The organism is Burkholderia territorii, from assembly GCF_001718335.1.
GTDB lineage: Bacteria > Pseudomonadota > Gammaproteobacteria > Burkholderiales > Burkholderiaceae > Burkholderia > Burkholderia territorii.
In genome coordinates, this window is record NZ_CP013365.1 from 2,344,827 (window position 1) to 2,359,747 (window position 14,921).

The 14,921-nt window shown below is 66.5% G+C and carries 14 protein-coding genes; 5 read left to right on the forward strand and 9 right to left on the reverse strand.

The window, feature by feature from the left end:
• Positions 1-70: 70 nt before the first annotated feature.
• The 3 genes from WS51_RS32065 to WS51_RS10290 all read left to right on the forward strand — a co-directional run bounded on the left by WS51_RS32065 (position 71) and on the right by WS51_RS10290 (position 2,047).
• Positions 71-616 (forward strand): hypothetical protein, encoded by a 546-nt coding sequence (locus WS51_RS32065; RefSeq protein ID WP_155773580.1) that lies wholly within the window; start codon positions 71-73, stop codon positions 614-616.
• A gap of 5 nt (positions 617-621) precedes the next feature.
• Positions 622-891 (forward strand): hypothetical protein, encoded by a 270-nt coding sequence (locus WS51_RS10285; protein WP_059448929.1) that lies wholly within the window; start codon positions 622-624, stop codon positions 889-891.
• Between the two features lie 163 nt (positions 892-1,054).
• A complete protein-coding gene (locus WS51_RS10290) occupies positions 1,055-2,047 on the forward strand; it encodes a DedA family protein/thiosulfate sulfurtransferase GlpE (protein ID WP_069229058.1) in 993 nt (330 codons plus the stop codon).
• A gap of 67 nt (positions 2,048-2,114) precedes the next feature.
• Here the strand turns inward: WS51_RS10290 and WS51_RS10295 are convergent, their stop codons facing one another.
• The 7 genes from WS51_RS10295 to WS51_RS10325 all read right to left on the reverse strand — a co-directional run bounded on the left by WS51_RS10295 (position 2,115) and on the right by WS51_RS10325 (position 9,999).
• Complete coding sequence (locus WS51_RS10295; RefSeq protein WP_059501695.1) at positions 2,115-3,587, reverse strand: OprD family porin; 1,473 nt, start codon at positions 3,585-3,587, stop codon at positions 2,115-2,117.
• Positions 3,588-3,747: 160 nt separating this feature from the next.
• Positions 3,748-4,770 carry an ABC transporter ATP-binding protein gene (locus WS51_RS10300; protein WP_069229059.1) on the reverse strand — a complete coding sequence of 341 codons (1,023 nt, stop codon included), beginning with the start codon at positions 4,768-4,770 and terminating at the stop codon, positions 3,748-3,750.
• The gene (locus WS51_RS10305; protein WP_059448925.1) at positions 4,767-5,759 is read right to left on the reverse strand and encodes an ABC transporter ATP-binding protein; all 993 of its coding nucleotides are present in this window, start codon (positions 5,757-5,759) and stop codon (positions 4,767-4,769) included. The genes WS51_RS10300 and WS51_RS10305 overlap by 4 nt, the downstream gene beginning before the upstream one ends.
• 1 nt (position 5,760) lies before the next feature.
• Positions 5,761-6,663, reverse strand: a complete 903-nt coding sequence (locus WS51_RS10310) for an ABC transporter permease (protein ID WP_069229060.1) — start codon at positions 6,661-6,663, stop codon at positions 5,761-5,763.
• Between the two features lie 13 nt (positions 6,664-6,676).
• Positions 6,677-7,615 carry an ABC transporter permease subunit gene (locus tag WS51_RS10315; RefSeq protein ID WP_069229061.1) on the reverse strand — a complete coding sequence of 313 codons (939 nt, stop codon included), beginning with the start codon at positions 7,613-7,615 and terminating at the stop codon, positions 6,677-6,679.
• An 11-nt stretch (positions 7,616-7,626) separates the two neighbouring features.
• Entirely contained in the window at positions 7,627-9,240 is a 1,614-nt protein-coding gene (locus WS51_RS10320; protein WP_059448922.1) for a peptide ABC transporter substrate-binding protein, read from the reverse strand.
• Between the two features lie 177 nt (positions 9,241-9,417).
• Positions 9,418-9,999: a cupin domain-containing protein gene (locus WS51_RS10325; RefSeq protein WP_059448921.1), complete on the reverse strand. Its 582-nt coding sequence runs from the start codon at positions 9,997-9,999 to the stop codon at positions 9,418-9,420.
• A 497-nt stretch (positions 10,000-10,496) separates the two neighbouring features.
• Between WS51_RS10325 and WS51_RS10330 the strand changes: the two genes are divergently transcribed.
• Together WS51_RS10330 and WS51_RS10335 are read left to right on the forward strand one after the other, a co-directional pair.
• Positions 10,497-12,020: a peptide MFS transporter gene (locus tag WS51_RS10330; protein ID WP_059772681.1), complete on the forward strand. Its 1,524-nt coding sequence runs from the start codon at positions 10,497-10,499 to the stop codon at positions 12,018-12,020.
• 120 nt (positions 12,021-12,140) lie between these two features.
• Positions 12,141-12,347: a hypothetical protein gene (locus WS51_RS10335; protein WP_059794842.1), complete on the forward strand. Its 207-nt coding sequence runs from the start codon at positions 12,141-12,143 to the stop codon at positions 12,345-12,347.
• A gap of 164 nt (positions 12,348-12,511) precedes the next feature.
• On the opposite strand, the gene WS51_RS10340 is transcribed toward WS51_RS10335, so the two are convergent.
• Together WS51_RS10340 and rarD are read right to left on the reverse strand one after the other, a co-directional pair.
• Positions 12,512-13,636 carry an OpgC domain-containing protein gene (locus tag WS51_RS10340; RefSeq protein WP_060259624.1) on the reverse strand — a complete coding sequence of 375 codons (1,125 nt, stop codon included), beginning with the start codon at positions 13,634-13,636 and terminating at the stop codon, positions 12,512-12,514.
• A 376-nt stretch (positions 13,637-14,012) separates the two neighbouring features.
• Positions 14,013-14,912, reverse strand: coding sequence for an EamA family transporter RarD (rarD, locus tag WS51_RS10345; protein ID WP_069229062.1), 900 nt, complete (start codon positions 14,910-14,912; stop codon positions 14,013-14,015).
• Between the last annotated feature and the right edge of the window lie 9 nt (positions 14,913-14,921).

Sequence of the window (14,921 nt, forward strand, 5' to 3'; positions counted from 1 at the left end):
TTCCGCTGCACGCACGCATGCATGCAGGACCGTCGACGATACGCGCTCATCCCGCGACCGAAGCGATGACATGACACCTCGCACGCTGCGTAACGATAGCGGCGGCACGGTACGCTTCACGGTGAAGCCGACCAACACCCAAGACGCACTGTCCGGCCACGGCGCGCACGACGATCACGGGCACGGCTACGACCCGGACACGACATGGTTCGTCGCGGTGCGCGCCGTCGCGCAATCCGGGTTGCACCGGAAGCTCGCGTGGTGCGACTGCGGCGTCACCGCCGCCAGCGACGCGAGCCTCTCGCGCCACGAGACCGGCCACGTCGAAACGATTCGCCTACTCGGGCAGCGACCCGGCAATCGGCGTCCCCAAACCGCTTCCGACAGCACCTGCGCCCGCCCGGCCCGGGCACCGGCCGGAGCGTCGGGCGCGACGCGGTCGAATCCGGCTGAAACGCCCGCCCGGTGCGGCTCAAACATCAGAAGGATAGGTGGTGTAGCCCTCATTTCAAGCCCACGAAAATGCTCCGTGTTGCGGCCCGTTCGCGTTAAACTCCATCAGGCTGCATTCAACAACGACATCTTCGCCAATCTGGCACACACGACACGAGGATAGGTTCGATGCGCACTACCGGCTCATCCGGGGCAATGACCCTGCTCACCGAACACGACCCGGCCGACGGCCGCGAACTGCGCTCGCTCAGGCTCGAAGCGACCGGCGACGGCAAGAGCGTGCTGCTGATCGAGATCGACGAACGCAAGCCCGGCATTCACCGCGAGGTTCGCTACGAGATCACGCCGGCCGAGCTGATCGCGGCGATCCGCTCGCACGGCGCCGAGCTGCCCGGCGAAAACCACGGCGCGGCCTCGCTCGCCCGCAGCCCTTCCTGATGTCGAACGGTGAGCCACGCGCAACGCACCGGCTCACCGATCTGTTCGCTTGTCCCTGCCGCCGTCAGGCGCTTTCCGTCATTCCCCTCCGCCCGGTTGAAAATGGCCGATAATCGGCCCATCTGCGTATCCTCCTCACGCGCTTCCTTTTCGGCCAGCCGTCATGCTCCGTGACCTCGTCGCCCAATACGGGCCGCTCCTCGTGTTCGCCAATGTACTGGCGGCGGCCATCGGCCTGCCCGTGCCGGCGATGCCGACGCTCGTGCTGTTCGGCGCGATGGCCGCGATGCACCCGGCGATGGTCGGCTCGCAGCTCCTGACGGTGCTGGCGCTGTCGGTCCTCGGCGCGCTGATCGGCGACACCGTGTGGTACGTCGCCGGCCGGCGCTACGGCGGCACGACGCTGAAGACGATCTGCCGGCTGTCGCTGTCGCGCGATACCTGCGTGAAGAAAACCGAACGCTTCTTCGGCCGCTACGGCGTGCGCGTGCTCGCGGTCGCCCGCTTCATTCCGGGGCTGTCGCTCGTGTCGGTGCCGATGGCCGGCGCGCTCGGCACGCGCTATCGCACATTCGCCGGCTACGACGCGCTCGGCGCCGCGCTGTGGACGACCGTCGGCCTCGTCGCGGGGCTCGTGTTCTATCGGCAGATCGACTGGCTGTCCGCCGGCGCGAGCCGGCTCGGCCGCGCGGTGCTGCTGGTGATCGTCGCACTGCTGGCCGTCTATGCGGCCGTGCGCTGGATGCGCCGCCGCGCGCTGATCCGCCAGCTCGCGAGCGCGCGGATCGGTGTCGACGAGCTCGACGTACTGCTGCGCGATGCGGCCGCGCCGGTGGTGCTCGACGTACGTTCGCCCGAGCACCGCAAGCTCGACCCGTACACGATTCCCGGCGCGCAGTTCGCGGACGAGCGGCACATCGAGGACATCGTCGCGCGCTATCCGTTCTCGCAGAAGTTCGTCGTGTATTGCTCGTGCCCGAACGAGGTGACGGCCGCGCTGATGGCCAAGCGCCTGCTCGACGCGGGCTTCACCGATGCGTTGCCGCTGCGCGGCGGACTCGACGCGTGGCGCGACACGGGCCGCCAGCTCACGTCGCTGGTCGAAGACATCCCCGCCGCGAACGATCCGATGGCGGGGTTGCACAAGCCGGCCTGATCGAACCATCCGCAGGCCGGCCGCGCGAGACGGGAAATGCCGAAAAGGGGGCGCTGCCCCCTTTCGATCAGAACGCGTGCAGCGGCACGTTCACGACCAGGCGATATTCCTTGTTGGTCGCGTCCGAGTAGTGCGCGGAACCGTTGTGCCACATCGCGATGAACGTGACCTTCGTGTCCTTCAGCTTGCCGCTCTGGAACGTGTACGACGGGATGAAGCCGAACTCGTGGTGACGGCCCTGCACCGGCGCGCCGTTGCTCCAGTAGATGCTCGACTTGCTCGGATCGGCCGCCGCGCCCGCGCTCGCATCCGCGCCCCAGCCCGTCACGCCCCAGACCATCGCCTTGAAGCCCGGCAGGCCCGCTTCCTTGCCGTAGAACGTGTAACGCAGCTGCAGCGACTTTTCGTGCGGCGCGTTGTAGTCGACGTCCATCGAGTTGGTCAGGAAGATGCCGTTGGTTTCATTCAGGTAGTCGAAGAACTGGTCGCCGAGCACTTGCTGATAACCGAGCAGCAGCTCGTGCGGGCCGTGTTGCGCGGCCAGCGACAGGCTGTACGCGTTGTTGTTGATCTTGCCCTGCAGCGCGTCGCCCGTGTCGTGCGTCGAGTAAACGTTACCGAAGCCGGTCCATTTGATCGACTTCGTATCGCCGATGCTGTGCTTCACCGATGCGTAATACTGGTGCCACACGTCGTCGGCCTGGTTCGCGTACAGCGCGACTTCGCCGTCCGGCGAATAGTCCCACGTGCCGCCGACGTAGGTCAGTCGGTTGACGCGCGTGCCGCCGTACTGCGTCGTGAGATTGGTGAGCGTCGTATGGCCGCGCGCATTGGTCTTCGTGAAGCTGCCGGCCTCGAGCATCACGTTCTTGAATTCGTTGCTGACGATCGTCGCGCCGAGGAACGTCGGCGGCAACGCGCGGTTGTCGTGCTGCTCCATGAACGGGTTGTCGACGGCCTGCAGACCGTACTTGACCACCGTGTTGGAGATGCGCGCCTTCACGTCGTAGATGCCCGGATAGGCCCAGGCGAGCTGGTTCGAGCCGCCGCCGCCCTTCGCGATGTGCACCATGCTGCCGGCGCCGGCGCCGCCGTCGAGCTTCAGCGCCGCATACAGCGATGCGTCGAAGCCGATGCCGATCAGGCCGGTCGTGTAGCCCGACTCGAAGTTCGCCATCGCGCCCTGGACCCACGCGTGACGATGCGGCCCGCCCTTGTTGTCGAGCGTGTCCGAATAGTTGCGGAACAGGAAGTTCAGGTGGCTGTCGGCAATGAAGCCGTTCGACTTCGACTGCGCCGACGGCTCGTCGGGCGGCGTAACGGCCTGGTTCGCTTCGGCGTTGATGATGGCGTTCGGGGTCGTTGCCTGCGCAACCGACGCGCTTGCGCCGGCGGACGGCGCGGCCTGCGCGACCGTCAGCGGTGCGGGGGCCGCGTCGTCGGCATGCGCGACGCCGCTCATCGATACGCCGGCAAGCGCAGGCAAGCCCCATGCAAGCAGCATCTTCGATGCCGTCCCGATCGTCTTTTGCTTTTTCATCGTCATTCTCGTCTTGTGTTGATGTCGTCCACGCCGGTTGCGATCCGCTTCCAGCCCCCCGGCGAGCCCGGTTAAGGACGCGCCTTTACCCGCGACGCGAAGATCATTCGCGCCGCACCCTACCCCTGTTGACCTGCCTGGTTATGTTTGCTGCGTCACTTCACGCCGCCACGCCCGCCCGGATGCACGCGACGCGCGCCGCCGAACCGTCCCGCACTTCAGGCAGCGGCACGTCCTGCGCACATGCGTCGATCGCGACCGGACAGCGCGTGCGAAACGCGCAGCCGGACGGCGGGTTGAGCGGCGACGGCATCTCGCCCGCCAGCAGCATCGGACGGCGAGCACGCTCGCGCGCCGGCTCCGGCGTCGGCGCCGCATCGAGCAGCGCCTTCGTGTACGGATGCTGAGGCACGCCGTACACGTCATGCCGCGTGCCGAACTCCATCACGCGGCCGAGATACATCACGAGCACGCGCTGGCTGATGGCCTTCACCACCGCCAGGTCGTGCGCGACGAACAGATAGGACAACGACAGTTCGCGTTGCAGATCGCGCAGCAGGTTCACGATCTGCGCCTGGATCGACACGTCGAGTGCCGATACGGGCTCGTCGCAGATCACGAGCTTCGGCTCGCCGATCAGCGCGCGCGCGATGCCGACACGCTGGCACTGTCCGCCCGAGAATTCGTGCGGGTAACGCAGCAGGTGATGTGCGTTCAGGCCGACGCGCTCGAGCATCGTGACCACGCGGCGCCGCACTTCGGCGCGGCCGAGGCCGGCGTGGTGCGTGACGAGCGGCTCCGCGACGATCTGCTCGATCGTCATGCGCGGATCGAGCGACGCGAGCGGATCCTGGAAGATCATCTGCACTTCGCGGCGCATCGAGGTGCCGCGCAGGTGATCGGGCGCGACGGCTTCGCCGCGCCAGCGCACCGTGCCTGCCGTCATCGGCACGAGGCCGATCAGCGCGCGCGCGAGCGTCGACTTCCCGCAGCCCGACTCGCCGACGAGCCCGACCGTCTCGCCGCGCTTCACGTCGATCGACACGCCGTCGACCGCGCGCAGCGTGCCTTTCGGGGACCACGGATAGCCGCCGAGCGGCACGCGAAAATGCACCTTCAGATCCTCGACGGACAGCAGCGTATCGTTCGCCGCGCCGTCATTGCGGCGTTCATCGACGCTCATCGCAGACCTCCCGTCAGATCGGCCAGCGGCCGGTGGCACGCGCGCACCGCGCCCGCTGCGCCATAGGTTTCGAGTGCGGGGCGCGCGGCACCGCAGCGCTCCTGCGCATACGTGCAGCGTTTCGCGAACGCGCAGCCGGCCGGCGCGGTGCCGGGCATCGGCGGATTGCCGGGAATCGCGACGAGCGGCGCATCGTCGGCATCGGTCAGGCGCGGCAGCGCGTTGAGCAAGCCGATCGTGTACGGATGCGACGGCGCCGCGAAGATCGAATCGGCCGGCGCGTATTCGACCGTGCGTCCCGCGTACATGACCATCACGTCGTCCGCGAGGCCGGCGACCACGCCCATGTCGTGCGTGATCAGCACGATCGCGGTGCCGCGCTCGCGGTTCAGCTCGCGCAGCAGGTCGATGATCTGTGCCTGCACGGTCACGTCGAGCGCGGTGGTCGGCTCGTCGGCGATCAGGATTTCCGGCTCGGACAGCAGCGCCATCGCGATCATCACGCGCTGGCGCATGCCGCCGGAGAATTCGTGCGGATACATGCGGATGCGGCGCGCCGCATCCGGAATGCGTACCGACTCGAGCGCCTCGATCGCGCGCGTCGTCGCCTCCTTGCGCGACAGCTTGCGATGCAGCTGCAGCGTCTCGGTCATCTGCCGCTCGATCGTCAGGAACGGATTGAGCGACGTCATCGGATCCTGGAAGATCATCGCGATCCGGTCGCCGCGCACCGCGTTCAATGCGCGCGTATCCATCTCGAGCAGGTTGTCGCCGCGATAGCGGGCGGTACCCGTCGTCGTGCCGTTGCCGGCCAGCAGGCCGAGCAGCGCCATCACGGTCTGACTCTTGCCCGAGCCCGATTCGCCGACGATGCCGAGCGTCTTGCCGGCTTCGAGCGAGAACGACACGCCGCTTACGGCGTCGATTGGCGGCGCGTCCTTGCGCGAGAAACGCACGCCGAGGTTTTCCACTTCCAGCAACGCAGCCATTTCAGCGATCCTTCGGGTCGAGCGCGTCACGCAGGCCGTCGCCAACGAAGTTCACGCAATAGAGCGTCACGCACAGCATGACGGCCGGCGCCAGCAGCAGCCACGGCATCGATTCCAGTTTCTGCGCGCCGTCCTGGATCAGCACGCCCCAGCTCGTCATCGGTTCCTGCACGCCGAGGCCGAGGAACGACAGCACCGATTCGGTCAGCACGATGTTCGGCACCGACACGGTTGCGTACACAACGACCACGCCGAGCAGGTTCGGCACGACGTGACGCACGACGATCGACGTCGGCGACATGCCGATTGCGCGAGCCGCATCGACGAACTCGCGATTGCGCAGCGACAGCGTCTGGCCGCGCACGACACGCGCCATGTCGATCCACGAGAACGCGCTGATCGTCAGCACGACCAGCATGAACGAGCGGCCGAACAGGGTCATCATCAGGATCGCGATCAGCAGGTACGGGATCGCGTACATCATGTCGACGACGCGCATCATCGCGGAGTCGACACGGCCGCCCGCGAAGCCGGCGGTCGCGCCCCAGGCGACGCCGAACAGGCCGGACACCAGCGTGCCGAGCAGGCCGACCTCGATCGACACGCGGCCGCCGATCAGCGTGCGCACGAGCAGGTCGCGGCCGAGTTCGTCGGTGCCGAACCAGTGCTGGTTCGCGAGCGTCGGCGGCAGGCTGATCGAAGCCCAGTCGCTTGCGGCGGGGTCGGCCGCGAGCAGCCACGGGCCGACGAAGCAGGCGAGCGTGATCAGCGCGAGCAGCACAAGGCTCAACACGGCCGCGCGGTTGTGAAGGAAACGCGCGAATGCGAGCGCGAGCGGCGAGCGCGAACGCGGCGGCGAGTCGGTCTGCACGGGCAGGCCGACGACGGGAGTAGTCGGAGTCATCGCAGTGCCTCGCTCAATAACGGATGCGCGGGTCGAGCCACGCGTATGCGAGGTCGACCAGCAGGTTGAACAGCACCGCGCAGACGGTCGTCAGCACGACGAGGCCGAGCACCAGCGTGTAATCGCGGTTGATCGCGCCGTTCACGACGAGCTGCCCGAGCCCCGGCAGCGCGAACACCGATTCGGTGACAACGGCCGCCGTGATCGACGTGATGCACACCGTGCCGAACAGCGACACGACCGGCATCAGAGCGGGCTTGAGCGCATGGCGCAGCACGATCGTCGAGCCCGGCAGGCCCTTCGCCCGCGCGGTACGGATGTAGTTGCTCGACAGCGTCTCGATCATCGAGCCGCGCATCACGCGCGCGAGCAGCGACACGTTGATGAAGGTCAGCAGCACGATCGGCAGCAGCCGGTACTGCCAGCCGCCGTCGCCCCAGCCGCCGGCCGGCAGCCACCCGTTGCCGGTCGAAGTCTTCAGCAGGATCGCGAAGATCCACACGAGCACCGGGCCGAGCACGAACGGCGGCACGACGTTGCCGAAGTTACCGATCAGCATCACGAAGCGATCGATCATGCTGTCGCGGCGCACGGCCGCGACGGTGCCGAGCAGCACGCCGAACACGATCGAGATCGGGATCGACACACCGCCCACGCCGAGACTCACGGGCAGCGCCTTCTTCACGAGATCGTTCACCGACCAGTCGACGTAACGGAACGACGGGCCGAGATCGCCTTGCAGCAGCGAACCGAGATACAGCAGGTACTGCTTCCACAGCGGCTCGTCGAGGTGGTATTTCGCGTTCAGGTTCGCGAGCGTCGCCGCGGACAGCTGCTTCTCCGTATCGAACGGACCGCCGGGCGTGAAGTGCAGCAGCAGGTAGCAGACGGTGATGACGGCAAGAATCGTCGGCACCGCCCACAACGTGCGTCTCAATGCGTAGGCCAGCATGATCGCTCCGCTCAGTGCTTGATCAGGTACATGTCCTGCGAAGCACGCATGTCGATCACGTTCTTCAGCGAGTAGCCGCCCACGTACGGCTTCACGAGACGGTCGGCCGAATACTGGAACAGCGGCACCATCGGCGTGTCGTTCATCGCCATGTCGTGCGCCTGCGTGAGCAGCGCGGCGCGCGCCTTGTCGTCGAGCTTCTGGTTGCCGTCGTCGACGAGCGTGTCGACCTGCTTGTTGCAGTAGCCGACGGTGTTCTGCGAGCTGCCGCAGCGGATCAGGTCGAAGAAGGTCATCGCGTCGTTGTAGTCGGCGAACCAGCCGTCGCGCGCGATCTGCACCTTGCCGTCATGCCGCTCCTTCATCAGCACCTTGAACTCGACGTTCTCGAGCTTCGTGTTGATGCCGAGCTTCGTGCGCCATTCCGATGCGGCGAACAGCGCGACCTTCTTGTGAAGATCGTTGGTGTTGTACGTGAGCGTGAACGACAGCGGCTTCGCATCCGAGTAACCGGCCTGCTTCAGCAGATCCTTCGCGGTCGAGATGCGCTTGGCCATCGGCCACGACGCCCATTCCGGCGTAAACGGCTGCACGCCCTTCGTGCCGTTCGGCATCAGGCCGTACATCGGCTTCTCGCCGGCCTGCGTGAGCTTCGACGTCAGCACGTCGCGGTCGATCACCATCGACAGCGCCTGGCGCACGCGCTTGTCCTTGAGCGCCGCGTCGCTGTTGTTCAGGTAGTAGTAGTAGGTCGCGAGCTGCAGGCCCGGGCGCAGTTCGCCGCCGAACTGCTTGCTGACCTGCTGGAAGATGCCCGACGGGATCGAGTAGCTGTAGTCGATCTGGCCCGCCTGATACATGCGCATCGCCGTTTCGTCGCTTTCGATCGGCAGGTACGTGACCTTGTTGATCACGACCTTCGGCGCGTTCCAGTACTTCGCGTCCTTCGAGATCACGATGCGGTTGTTCGGCTGCCAGTCGACGAGCTGGTACGCGCCGTTGCTGACCATGTTGCCCGGGCGCGTCCATGCGTCGCCGAACTTCGCGACCACGTCCTTGTTCACCGGTGCGAGCGGAGCCATCGCGGTCAGCTCGGGGAAGAACGCGACCGGCACGTCGGTCGTCACTTCGAGCGTGTACGGATCGAGTGCGCGCACGCCGAGCGTCGTCGGCGCGGCCTTGCCGGCGATGATGTCCTTCGAGTTCTTGATGAATTCGACGAGGATCGTGTACTTCGAGCCCGTCTTCGGATCGGCGACGCGCTGCCACGAATACACGAAATCGGCGGCCGTCACCGGCTGGCCGTTGCTCCACTTCGCGTCATGGCGAAGCTTGAAGATCCACGTCTGCGGCGTCTTGCGTTCCCACGAGAGCGCAACGCCCGGCACGACCTGGCCGGCCGCATCGATGCGGGCGAGCCCTTCGAACAGGTCGAGGCCGATCGTGTTGCCGGTCCACGACTCGATGTGCGCCGGGTCGAGCGACTCGACTTCGGCGGGCACCTGGCGCGTCAGGTCCTGTTGGGGAGCGAGCGCGACGTTCGACGGAACGGTCACGGCGTGAGCGGCGGGCGTCGTCAGGGCGAGCGCGGCCAGCACGGCCGACATGGCATGCAAGGATTTCATCGTGGCGGTCTTGAGAAGGTTGTTCGGTGAGCGATGCGCGGCGAATGCCGCGGTTACGCGTGAGACGCTGACGGGTGCAGCGATTGAGGAGGCCCGTGATTCTCGTATTGCATCTTAGTATTCCTTACGTTTCTTTCGACAGGCATTCCGTCTTGGAAACGAAGGAATACCTGTGCGTTAGAACAGCCGCGGCGTACCGACCCAGACCACCACCGACTCGATCTTCGCGGTGTTGACCCAGCTGTGCGGGACCGTCGACTGATAGTGCGAACTGTCGCCGGCCTGCAGGACGAACGTCTTGCCTTCCAGCGTCAGCGACACTTCCCCTTCAATCACATACAGGAACTCCTCTCCCGCATGTGTCGTCACCTCAGACCGCTTCTGCCCCGGCGGCATCCGCACGAGGATCGCCTCGAGCTGACGCCCTTCGGTCACGTTGGTCAGTCTCGCGAACAGGTTCGCCGAATCGGCGAATCCGAAGAAGCGCAACTGATCGCCTCTGCAGACCGAGCGTTCTTCGCTCGGCGTATCCACGAAGTACTGCACCGTCACGCCGAGCGCCTGTGCGATACCGGCCAGCGACGTCAGCGACGGCGACGCGAGCCCGCGTTCGACTTGAGACAGAAACGGCTTCGAAATCCCCGCGGCGGTAGCGGTGTCGTCGAGCGTGCGCTTGAGTCGTTGGCGCAACGCGCGGATCTTGCTGCCCAGTGCTGCGGCAGCGTCTGCCGACTGCGAGTTTTCAGTGGGGGGAACCATAGCAGGCCGAAAAGTGGTCGTCAAAAAATGTTTGATGGAAAGTAACTAAGTTAGATCGATTTGGCTTAGTCTTCGGGTTCGCACACGTCTTCGGTGTTGAGCCCGGTGCACTAAACAGGGCACGAAGCGAGCGAAACGACGCGCTATCTTGCCAGACTCGCCGGCTTCACAGGCAAGCTGCAAGCGGCTCTCCGGGAATTTGCGGAGAACGGGCGCAAAGCTTACAAGTAAATGATGAGACGAATATTCCTGAAAGCTGCTGCCATATCGGGAGTTTCCCTGAGTGGCGCGGACCTGACGCACCGGACCGGCAAACGTTACCATTCGCGCGCCGGTCGGGGCCTTGCACCGCCTTTACCGGCGGCGTCAGACCCCGGCCCGGGCTAACCGCCCGACTGCTCCATCGCCGACGCAAAGCCTACCCGGCCACAGTGCTCCGGCGCCAGTTCGACCCAAAGGCGACGCGCGATCCGCGCCGTCCGTTTCAAACGAGATTGATGATGCACGCACCTGTTTCACAGACCCGATCGTTCACGACGGTCTTCCTCATCGAAATGTGGGAGCGCTTCGGCTACTACGGCATGGCCGCGCTCCTGGTCCTCTTCATGGTCGACCGGCTCGGTTTCACCGACAGCCATGCGAACCTGACCTGGGGCGCGTTCACCGCGCTCGTCTACGCGTCGCCGTCGATTGGCGGCTGGATCGGCGACAAGGTGCTCGGCGCCCGTCGCACGATGATCATCGGCGCGGCCGTGCTGTGCGCCGGCTACCTGATGCTGGCGGTGCCGAACGACGCGCTGGCGTACATGTATGCGTCTCTCGGCGTGATCGTCGTCGGCAACGGCCTGTTCAAGGCCAACGCGGCGAACCTCGTGCGCCGCATCTACGAAGGCGACGATGCGCGCATCGACAGCGCATTCACGATCTACTACATGGCGGTCAACATCGGCTCGACCGTGTCGATGCTCGCGACGCCGTGGATCAAGGATCACTGGGGCTGGCACACCGCATTCGCGGTCTGCTGCGCCGGCATGCTGCTCGCGATCCTGAACTTCATGCTGATGCACCGCACGCTCGCGCACATCGGCTCGCAGCCCGACGACGAACCGATCCGCTGGAAGCGCCTCGGCGGCGTGGCGGCAGGCGGCGCCGCGCTCGCGCTGGTCACGCTGTACGTGCTGCAACACAAGCAGCTCGCCGTCGCGAGCGTGTGGACGGCCGCATTCGCGATCCTCGCGATCTTCGCGTACATGATCGCGAAGTCGGAGCGCTCGGAGCGCGCGGGCCTGATCGCGGCGCTCGTGCTGATCGGCCAGGTGATCCTGTTCTTCATCTTCTACGTGCAGATGTCGACGTCGCTGACGCTGTTCGCGCTGCGCAACGTCGATCCGCGCTTCATGCTGTTCGGCACGACGCTGTTCACGTGGAGCGCCGCGCAGTTCCAGGCGCTGAACCCGATCTGGATCATGATGCTGAGCCCGTTGCTCGTGTGGATCTACAACGCGGTTTCGAAGAGCGGCCGTGACCTGCCGGTCGCGGCGAAGTATGCGCTCGGCTTCGGCGCGGTGGCTGCGGGCTACCTGGTGTTCACGATCAGCGGCCGCTACGCGGTCGACGGCCGCGTGTCGTCGTGGTTCATGGTGTGGGGCTACGGCCTCTACTCGCTCGGCGAATTGCTGGTGAGCGGTCTCGGCCTCGCGATGATCGCCCGCTACGTGCCGGCGCGCATGAGCGGCTTCATGATGGGCGCGTATTTCGTCGCGACGGGTGTGTCTCAGTATCTGGGCAGCGTCGTCGCGAACTTCGCGCAGATGCCGTCGCACGACCTGCCTGCCACCGAATCGCTGCCGCTCTACCTGTCGCTGTTCGAGAAGCTCGGCTGGCTCGCCGCGATCGGCATGCTGCTCGCGCTCCTGCTGCTGCCGATGATGAACCGACTGTCGCGCCAGCATCAGCGCTGCGCGGAAGAGCGCCGCGAGGAAGAAGCGGTTCAGGCGCAGGCGATGGCCTCGGCGCAGTAAGTACTATCCCTCGGCGTGCGGCGTGCACGCCACATTCTCCTGCCAGCGCGGCCAGCACGTCCTACACTGGTTGCAACGGCGCATCCGCTCCGTCGTGATGCGCACTGGCGGGAGAAGATCATGAAAAGCAAAACGACTCGGCTGTTGAGGATTCTGTCGGACATCCGGCACGCGCAGCGCTGCACCGCAGTGCGCGCCGCCCGGGCCGCGGCCGAAGCCGACGCGGTGCTCGCGGAGCAGGACGACCCGAAGTCCGACGAACGCGACGACGCCGAATCCGACGACGCGAACGCCGCCGCCCGCTCCCGCATCGGCTCACCTCACTGAACGCACCAACGCCGTGCGGCACCGCGCGTGCCGCTTCCGCGTTTCCGCATCGCTCTCGTGCTTCCGGGTTGTCCGTGTTGTCGCGGTGCCTCGTTGCCCGCGCTGCCGCGTCGCCCGTGCTGTCGCGTTACCCGCGTTTCGAGCTACCCGTTCTTCCGCGCCGCTCACGCGGCCGCGCCGCGCCAGCGCGCGAACCACGTTCCCGAACCCGCCACCGCCATCATCAGCGCGACCGCGCATGCGTCGGCCGCAAGGCCCACGCCGATATGCCGCAACTCGGCGCCGTTCGCGACCGGATGCAGCAGCGAATCGATGACGAGCGAGATCGCCGCGCCCGCGACGAAGCAGATCAGGCCGCGTTGTCCGACAGCGACGACGGGCTGCACGGCCTGCGCGATGCGCGCGATCCAGCCGCGGCGCACGCAATCCGCCATCAGCCACGCGATCGCCGCGAAGCTCACGATACGCGGCAGCGCGAGATCCCGCTTGAGCACGCCTTCCGGCACCGGCAGCCCCGAAAACAGCTTGTAGCTCGCGCAGCCGAGCACGATCGCGCACGCGACACCGGTCGCCGCGGCGCCCCAGCGTCCGAGCGCAACGTGCCGGTAGAACGGCTGGCAGCGTGCGAGCACGCCGGCAACGAACATCAGTTGCCACGCAAACGGGTTGAAGCTCCAGCGGAACGAGTCGGTGTCGAGCAGTTCGGGGCCGAGCCAGCCGGCCGCGAGCCACGATGCCGCGCTGAACGCGACGAGCAGCCAAGGATGGCGGCGCGCAAACGGCACGATCACCGGCGACGCGAGCGCGAACAGCACGTACATCGGCAGCACCGACGCGAGATACGGCTGGCGCTGGAACGTGAGCAGTTCGGCCGCGCCCGTGAGCGGCGAAGCAAGCATCACGCTGACGTCGTCGAGCGCGAGGTTCGGCGCGTCGATCCCGTAATGGTCGAGCACGGCGGACACGACGAGCATCAGCGTCGACGTCGCGAGAAACGCGCGATAGATCTGCATCGCGCGGCGTACGAACCGCCGCTGCGCGGCGCGCGCGCCATGCCGGTCGGCAATCGCGCCGTACGCGCTCGCGGTCGCGAAGCCGCCGAGGAACACGAATACCTCGGCCGCGTCGCACAGCGCGAACGAGTGGAGCGTCACGCGCGACAGCACGCTCGCGCCGATGTGATCGACGACGATCATCAACAACACGATGCCGCGGAAGAAATCGACTTCGATCAGGCGGCCGCCGCGCGCCGGCGGGGCGGACATGGCGGGCGGCATGCTCATCGACATGGCCGCACCTGCGCGACGACGGTGCGGCACGCACCGGGGGAGAATTCGGAAGGGAAAAGGCGAACGCGGTCAGCGGCGATGCGCGTATGCTCGCATCGCGCCAACCCGTCCTGCCTGGCACGGAGATGACCGATCATGGAAAAGCCGCATACGAAAAAGAAGACGGTCAGGTCAGTCTAGCGGCCGATCGGGGGATACCCTAAGTAACAAAGTGCAACGGAATCTTCTGTTCGATTACGTCGATAACAACGGCGATACAGAATTGGCAGGCTGGCCAGACCGGCGTCAGCGCGATGCCAGTTCGACGCCAGCATCGCGGGATTCGACGCAACGAACGCGCGACGCGCGGCACGTTCGTGCCGCCTGGCGGCGACGCTCAGGCGCGCACGGGCAAGCGCCGCATCAGCATCGCGCTGTGCCACGCGGTCAGCGCGACGGCCACCCAGATCGGCCCGTACGTCGCGAGCTGCGCGACGCTCAGCGTCTCGCCGAGCAGCAGCAACGACACCGCGACGAGCAGCACCGGTTCGACGTAGCCTAGGATCCCGAACAGCGCCATCGGCAGCATCCGGCTCGCCTTCAGGTAGCTCGCGAGCGCGAGCGTGCTGAGCACGCCGAGCCCCGGCAGCAGCATGGCCCACAGCATCGGATGGCTGGCGACGGGCGTCGTGCTTGACGCCACCATCGCGAGCGCGACCGGGCACAGCAACGCGATCTCCAGCGCGAACGCGGCAAGCGAATCCGCGTTGATCCGGCGACGCAGCACGAAATACGGCGGATAGCCGAGCGCGACAACGAGCGTCGGCCACGCGAACGCGCGCGTCGCCCACACCTCGTGCGCGACCCCGAGCGCCGCGCACGCGACCGCCGCCCATTGCAGCGGATCGAGCCGTTCGTGATAGTAGAAGCGGCCGACGAGCACCATCGTCAGCGGCAGCAGGAAATAGCCGAGCGACACCTCGAGCATGCGCCCGTGCAGCGGCGCCCACAGGAACAGCCATAGCTGCAGGCCCAGCAGTGCCGCACTCGCCGGCAGCGCGAGCAGCAGGCGCCTGTCGCGCACGCTGCGCCGCACGAGTTCGACGAGCGCCGGCCAGCGGCCGCGCAGCGCGATCAGCGCGAGCGCGCCAGGCGCGGTCCACAGAATCCGCCACGCGAAGATGTCGAGCCCGGTGAGCGGCGCGAGCAGCTTCGCGTAGGCGGACATCAGCGCGAACAGCGTCGACGCCATCGCCGACAGCGCGATGCCGCGACCGGCCTCCGGATACCCCGTCATGTCGTTTTC

Excerpts from the sequence above, each read along its gene's own strand:
- WS51_RS32065 (WP_155773580.1), top strand. The coding sequence starts at position 71 with ATGACACCTCGCACGCTGCGTAACGATAGCGGCGGCACGGTACGCTTC.
- WS51_RS10285 (WP_059448929.1), top strand. The coding sequence starts at position 622 with ATGCGCACTACCGGCTCATCCGGGGCAATGACCCTGCTCACCGAACAC.
- WS51_RS10290 (WP_069229058.1), top strand. The coding sequence starts at position 1,055 with ATGCTCCGTGACCTCGTCGCCCAATACGGGCCGCTCCTCGTGTTCGCC.
- WS51_RS10295 (WP_059501695.1), bottom strand. The coding sequence starts at position 3,587 with ATGAAAAAGCAAAAGACGATCGGGACGGCATCGAAGATGCTGCTTGCA.
- WS51_RS10300 (WP_069229059.1), bottom strand. The coding sequence starts at position 4,770 with ATGAGCGTCGATGAACGCCGCAATGACGGCGCGGCGAACGATACGCTG.
- WS51_RS10305 (WP_059448925.1), bottom strand. The coding sequence starts at position 5,759 with ATGGCTGCGTTGCTGGAAGTGGAAAACCTCGGCGTGCGTTTCTCGCGC.
- WS51_RS10310 (WP_069229060.1), bottom strand. The coding sequence starts at position 6,663 with ATGACTCCGACTACTCCCGTCGTCGGCCTGCCCGTGCAGACCGACTCG.
- WS51_RS10315 (WP_069229061.1), bottom strand. The coding sequence starts at position 7,615 with ATGCTGGCCTACGCATTGAGACGCACGTTGTGGGCGGTGCCGACGATT.
- WS51_RS10320 (WP_059448922.1), bottom strand. The coding sequence starts at position 9,240 with ATGAAATCCTTGCATGCCATGTCGGCCGTGCTGGCCGCGCTCGCCCTG.
- WS51_RS10325 (WP_059448921.1), bottom strand. The coding sequence starts at position 9,999 with ATGGTTCCCCCCACTGAAAACTCGCAGTCGGCAGACGCTGCCGCAGCA.
- WS51_RS10330 (WP_059772681.1), top strand. The coding sequence starts at position 10,497 with ATGATGCACGCACCTGTTTCACAGACCCGATCGTTCACGACGGTCTTC.
- WS51_RS10335 (WP_059794842.1), top strand. The coding sequence starts at position 12,141 with ATGAAAAGCAAAACGACTCGGCTGTTGAGGATTCTGTCGGACATCCGG.
- WS51_RS10340 (WP_060259624.1), bottom strand. The coding sequence starts at position 13,636 with ATGTCGATGAGCATGCCGCCCGCCATGTCCGCCCCGCCGGCGCGCGGC.
- rarD (WP_069229062.1), bottom strand. The coding sequence starts at position 14,912 with ATGACGGGGTATCCGGAGGCCGGTCGCGGCATCGCGCTGTCGGCGATG.